Source organism: Mesorhizobium sp. M7A.F.Ca.CA.002.09.1.1, assembly GCF_003998555.1.
Taxonomy (GTDB): domain Bacteria; phylum Pseudomonadota; class Alphaproteobacteria; order Rhizobiales; family Rhizobiaceae; genus Mesorhizobium; species Mesorhizobium ciceri.
Genome location: NZ_RZRR01000623.1, coordinates 1 through 3,435, shown reverse-complemented (window position 1 = coordinate 3,435; position 3,435 = coordinate 1). Strand labels below are relative to the sequence as shown.

Here is a 3,435-nt window from a genome sequence, read left to right as displayed (position 1 = left end):
CCGCTGCGCTGGGTGGTGATGCTGGCGCCGCTGGCCGCCGTGCTGTTCCTGTCGTTCCGCGTCCAGTCGATGAGCGTTTCGGCAGCGCAGACGACGTTCTGGGTCTATGCCGGTCTCGTCGGCCTGTCGCTGTCTTCGATCTTCCTGGTCTACACCACGGCCAGCATTTCACAGACCTTCTTCGCCACGGCCGCCGCCTTCGGTGCGCTGTCGCTGTTCGGCTACACCACCAAGCGCGACCTGACGGCGATGGGCTCGTTCCTGATCATGGGCGTGTTCGGCATCATCATCGCGTCGGTGATCAACATCTTCCTGCAGTCGTCGGCGCTGTCGTTTGCCGTGTCGGCGATCGGCGTGCTGGTCTTCGCGGGCCTCACCGCCTATGACACGCAGAAGATCAAGGAGATGTATTTCGAGGGCGACAGTTCGGACGTTGCCGGCCGCAAGGCGATCATGGGCGCGCTGACGCTCTATCTCGACTTCATCAACCTGTTCATGTTCCTGCTGCAGTTCATGGGCGACCGTCGCTAGTTCAGCATGCTGGACCATCGAGTTCCAAAAGGGCGGCCCAACGGCCGCCCTTTTCTTTTGTGCCGGGCTTTGCTGTTATCGCGAGCAGAGAAATGGCACCCATAAACTATGAGCACTATTACGATTCGACCGGCGACAGCGGCCGACCTCGACAGCATCACCGGCATCTACGCCGACGCGGTCGCCCAAGGCACGGCGAGCTATGAGTTGGAGCCGCCGAGCCGCGCGGAGATGGGTGTTCGATTCGACAGCCTGATGGCCGGCGGCTTTCCCTACCTTGTGGCGGAGAAGGACGGCGCGGTTCTCGGCTACGCCTATGCCGGTGCCTTCCGGCCACGCCCGGCCTATCGCTTCATTGTCGAGGATTCGGTCTATGTCGCGCCCGAGGCCAAGGGCCAGGGCGTCGGGCTCAAGCTGATGCAAAGCCTGATCGAGGCGGTGACGACGGCGGGCTTTCGCCAGATCATCGCGGTGATCGGCGATGGCCGTCCCGACAGCGCCTCGGTGCGGCTGCACGAAAAGCTCGGCTTTCGCCATTCGGGCCGCCTGGAAGGCTCCGGCTACAAGCACGGGCGCTGGCTGGACACGGTGTTCATGCAGCTGTCGCTGAATGGCGGGGCATCGGCGCCGCCCGATCCGAGTTCGCTGCCAGAGCGGAAGTTTCGCCTTAGAGGGGACTGAAGAAGGAACTGAAGAATTGCGCAATTGAAGAACTGAAGAATAAAAAGAAGCGGCGGCAACAGATGACGCCGAGGCCTTTTCTTCAACTCATCAATTCTCCATTTCTTCAATTCCCCTGCTCTAATTCCCTGCTCAGGCTTCGACCAGCTTCAACTTGCTGTCGAACACACCGAGCACGCGGCCGAGTTCCTGGCCGCGTTTCAAGATGCGGCCGCCGGCGGCGATGACGGCAAAGGCGCCCTGCTTGCGGGCCAGTTTCGGATCCTTGACGATCTGGAACAGCGGCACTTCGCTGGTGCGGCGGAAGACGGAAAAGACAGCGCGGTCGGCGAGATGATCGATGGCGTAGTCGCGCCATTCATTGGCGGCGACCATGCGTCCGTAGAGCCTGAGGATCTGGTCCAGCTCGCGTCGGTCGAACCGCACCGGCTGATCGAGACGTTCGCGTCGCGCCTCGTGCAGCGGGATTATTGCGGATGCGTCCCCATCCCCCGTCCCGCCACTGTCATCGGTCATGCCTCGATCCTTCAAAATGAATCTTTGCCAACCAAAGTTGGCGTGTTCGCGACTGAATTGCAAGGCCCGGCGAACCGAGCCCCGCGCCGCGCCGTTTCCGTCACGTCCAGTCACTTTTATGAAACGCCGTGTTGGAATTGGTGATGTTCCGCCACATTTCTGCCTTTTTTTATCCGCGCTCATGCCCCAATGTCCGACGAATTTACCGGCGTTGCCTGAGACGGTTCGGTCCGGCACCGGCTCGTAAACCCCAAGCCCCCCGCCCACGGGTCTGCGTCGGATCGAACCAACCTCGGCTCTTCCTCGGAAGAACCGGGAGCGACGATCCCAAAACCTAAATGACCGGCGTCAGAAGCAAGCTGACGTCGGTTTTTTATTGGCTGGTGATAGGTGAACCTTCGCGCTACCGCGGCAGGGGTTTGAGCGCTCTATCTCAAGGCTTGTGGATGAATGCGGCGCCGAGAATGGGACCGGGCATGCCGTCCTTGCCGACCGACTGCAGCAGCACGGCGCAGCCGCCCTTTTTGGCAATCTCGCTCATCGGCAGTTCGTAGCGCTGTGCCTTGCCATGCCACATGCCGGCGGTCTGGATGCCGGTGACGGCGTTCCAGTAGGTCATCTTGCGGCCGGTATTTTCGCCCTCGCCGACTTTGACCGTCTGCGGCGGGTCGAAATAGACGATGACGACATGGGCGTCGCTGGGGCCGTTGCCGGCATCGCCGGCGTCGATCATCACGCGATCGCTGGTACGGCTGACCTTGACGGCGACGCGCATGCCTTCACCGCTCTTGGCCATGCGGGCGAGCGCACCATCGACCTCGCCGCGGTTGGCGCCGTTGACATGGACGCGGCCATTGATGACGGCCTGCGGCGTATAGACGGAGCGGCTGCCGAAGGCGCGCATATAGTCGTATTGCCGCTCGGTGTTCTCCTTGCGGCCGAGCGTGTCCTGCCAGCCGAGATAGTCCCAGTAGTCGACGTGATAGGCGAGCGCGACGATGTCTTCCTTGGCGGCAAGTTCGGAGAACAGAGTATCGGCCGGCGGGCAGGAACTGCAGCCCTGGCTGGTGAACAGCTCGACCACGCCCAATGGCTTTTCGATCTGGACCCGGTCGGTCTGGGCGCGATCGGATTCGCCGGCATGCCCGGCGCCGGCAGACGCCGAGAAGGCCAGCGCAAGAGCTGCCAGCCACAATGATTTTCGCGAGGCCATGGCCATTCCGATTCCCGCCGGTGATGCCGGCTTTATCTTGATTGCTGAAATATGTGGCAGAACCGGAAGTCAACGGGAAGTCACGTTGCGGTGAAATTTTGCCGTTGCAGCCGACCGCAACGCCGCAATAGGAAGGATCTGCGCTTCAGGATAGAAACCGATTCGGGCGGCAATCGCGATGTGGCAAACGTTTTTGGCGCCGGTCGACCTCTATTGCGAGCGGACCGGCCCGGAATTCTGGTCCGAACCGGTCAACGCCCTGACCAACTTCGCCTTCATCGCCGCCGGCCTGTGGGGCGTGCGCGAGGTGCGAAGGCTGGGCACCGGCGCCTTCGCCGAGGTTCTGGCCTGGTGGGTGGTGGCGATCGGCATCGGCTCGACGATCTTTCACACTTTTGCCACCAAGGGCACGGTCTGGGCCGACGTGCTGCCGATCGCCGGCTTCACGCTGGCCTACACGCTGTTCAATCTGCGTCGCTTCCTCGGCATGCGAT

5 protein-coding genes are annotated in these 3,435 nt (G+C 62.1%); 3 read left to right on the top strand and 2 right to left on the bottom strand.

Annotated elements, in window-relative coordinates; genetic code table 11:
* Positions 1–531, top strand: a 531-nt coding sequence (locus tag EN994_RS23325) for a Bax inhibitor-1/YccA family protein (protein ID WP_164746106.1), incomplete at its 5' end; no start/stop codon positions are given.
* 108 nt (positions 532–639) lie between these two features.
* A complete protein-coding gene (locus tag EN994_RS23320) occupies positions 640–1,212 on the top strand; it encodes a GNAT family N-acetyltransferase (RefSeq protein ID WP_063169546.1) in 573 nt (190 codons plus the stop codon).
* Positions 1,213–1,344: 132 nt separating this feature from the next.
* Here the strand turns inward: EN994_RS23320 and EN994_RS23315 are convergent, their stop codons facing one another.
* Both EN994_RS23315 and EN994_RS23310 read right to left on the bottom strand, forming a co-directional pair.
* Positions 1,345–1,728: a DUF2794 domain-containing protein gene (locus EN994_RS23315; RefSeq protein ID WP_013528825.1), complete on the bottom strand. Its 384-nt coding sequence runs from the start codon at positions 1,726–1,728 to the stop codon at positions 1,345–1,347.
* Positions 1,729–2,161: 433 nt separating this feature from the next.
* Positions 2,162–2,947, bottom strand: coding sequence for a thioredoxin family protein (locus tag EN994_RS23310; protein WP_013528826.1), 786 nt, complete (start codon positions 2,945–2,947; stop codon positions 2,162–2,164).
* A 172-nt stretch (positions 2,948–3,119) separates the two neighbouring features.
* On the opposite strand from EN994_RS23310, the gene EN994_RS23305 reads away from it, so the two are divergent.
* Positions 3,120–3,435: ceramidase domain-containing protein (locus EN994_RS23305; RefSeq protein WP_164746105.1), on the top strand; the 316-nt coding region annotated here is incomplete at its 3' end.

Bases quoted from the DNA above. Each gene is read 5' to 3' on its own strand.
- EN994_RS23315 (WP_013528825.1), bottom strand. From the start codon at position 1,728: ATGACCGATGACAGTGGCGGGACGGGGGATGGGGACGCATCCGCAATA.
- EN994_RS23320 (WP_063169546.1), top strand. From the start codon at position 640: ATGAGCACTATTACGATTCGACCGGCGACAGCGGCCGACCTCGACAGC.
- EN994_RS23310 (WP_013528826.1), bottom strand. From the start codon at position 2,947: ATGGCCATGGCCTCGCGAAAATCATTGTGGCTGGCAGCTCTTGCGCTG.